The sequence below is a fragment of the Alistipes sp. CAG:29 genome (genome assembly GCF_000435435.1).
GTDB classification, from domain to species: Bacteria; Bacteroidota; Bacteroidia; order Bacteroidales; family Rikenellaceae; genus Alistipes; species Alistipes onderdonkii.
The window spans coordinates 1-1492 of record NZ_FR893455.1; the positions used below are offsets into that span (position 1 = coordinate 1).

The 1492-nt window shown below is 51.3% G+C and carries 3 protein-coding genes; all 3 read left to right on the plus strand.

Annotated features, from left to right (window positions below; translation table 11 throughout):
• On the plus strand, positions 1-380 hold a 380-nt coding region (locus QVP03_RS05755; RefSeq protein WP_288210668.1), incomplete at its 5' end, for a hypothetical protein.
• Entirely contained in the window at positions 377-625 is a 249-nt protein-coding gene (locus QVP03_RS05760; RefSeq protein ID WP_022331829.1) for a DUF7688 family protein, read from the plus strand. The genes QVP03_RS05755 and QVP03_RS05760, both read left to right, overlap by 4 nt.
• A complete protein-coding gene (locus QVP03_RS05765) occupies positions 618-1391 on the plus strand; it encodes an N-6 DNA methylase (RefSeq protein ID WP_022331828.1) in 774 nt (257 codons plus the stop codon). The genes QVP03_RS05760 and QVP03_RS05765 overlap by 8 nt, the downstream gene beginning before the upstream one ends.
• Positions 1392-1492 lie beyond the last annotated feature (101 nt).

Below are 1492 nucleotides of genomic sequence, written 5' to 3' on the forward strand. Positions count from 1 at the left end.
GCCGCATCGCTGTTCCGAGTGTTTCGGCAGCATTAGAACTCCGGCGCAGGAGGATAAACACTGCAAATCATTTTATGCCAATTTACAAATTTTATCAGGATGTGCTATGCACAAGCTGGGAACGCAGACACTTCACTGTCACGGCCCAAAATCAGGAAGAAGCCGACATGATCGCCGCGCAATGCAAGGATACGCCTCTGTGTTTTGATCCGGATGCGGAACCCGGAAAAACCGTCTATTGTGTCTTCGAGGATGAAACACTTCTTGAGACGGTGGAATCTCTGCCTATCACAGATAATCATGGCAAACCGACGATCGAGGTGTACCGAAGCAACGACGACCTGTTCATTGCCGATAACTATAAAAATCGGGAGCTATGAGAGACGAGATCAGACAAAATGGTGAACCGTTCCTTTGGGCCGAAGGCGAGGAGTGGACAAGTATTCCGATGATCTTCCGGAATATCACCGGCAAGAACTTCACCGGTAAGGAGTATCGGGATTATATCGAATACTGGATCTTATCACATGGCTTTGAACTCGGCCCCGTCGAGCTATGGTGTGACGGCCGGTTCGTAGAACGCGGTGAGATCAAACTGCCCGGAAAGGAGGTGTATCATGTCTAAGATCCAGATTCCGGCCGAGTACAAGGCGTTTGAGGATAAGTTCTCGGCACTTGCCTATGGCCAAGACGACAGCAAGGTGTTTGACGATATGTTGACCTTCATCATTGACCTGTTCAGCTTCGACAATCCCTGGAAGCCTCACGGCCGATATAAAGACCTGGAGATTCGCAAGCGTTTCTTCGAGCTTTTTCAGGAGATAGTACTCCTGATGAACAAGAAGGAACGCGACGACGGGGAGTGGTACGACCCCTTCGGGAATCTTTATGAAACTCAAATTGCCTCACATGGCCGGCGTGCAAACGCTGGCCAGTTTTTTACTCCAGAGAATATTGTTGATTTTATGGTTTCCATCAATAGTGGTGGACGGGATTTGACAGGAAAAGGGTTGAATTTCGGAGATCCTGCCTGCGGTAGCGGCCGGTTCTTGATTGCTGCCCATGCGAAATTCCCTGGTAACTACTGCTGTGGCGAGGACATCGACCGAACCTGTGCCCTTATGACGGTCTGCAATTTCATCCTGCATGGCGTGAACGGCGAGGTTATCTGGCATGATTCGCTTAGGCCGACCAAAGATTACTTCTATGGAGCCTGGCGTGTCCGCCCACGTCCGGAACTGATGGGTATACCTGAAGTTTCCAAAATGGAATGGGAAGACACGCTGTGCTATGCCGTCTGGGAGAGCCGCCGCATAAAGGCCGATCCCGCCAAAACATCAGAGTCACCGGCTGCTGAAGCACCGCAGATCGTGCAACTCAACCTCTTCTGATCGAGAAGCCCGCCGGGAGGCGGGCTTCTCTTTTTTTTTGTTCGTAAAATTCTCGCAACGGCAACCGGCCGCCGGCAGACTTCGCCTGCCGTTCGCGGCGA

Excerpts from the sequence above, each read along its gene's own strand:
- QVP03_RS05760 (WP_022331829.1), top strand. The coding sequence starts at position 377 with ATGAGAGACGAGATCAGACAAAATGGTGAACCGTTCCTTTGGGCCGAA.
- QVP03_RS05765 (WP_022331828.1), top strand. The coding sequence starts at position 618 with ATGTCTAAGATCCAGATTCCGGCCGAGTACAAGGCGTTTGAGGATAAG.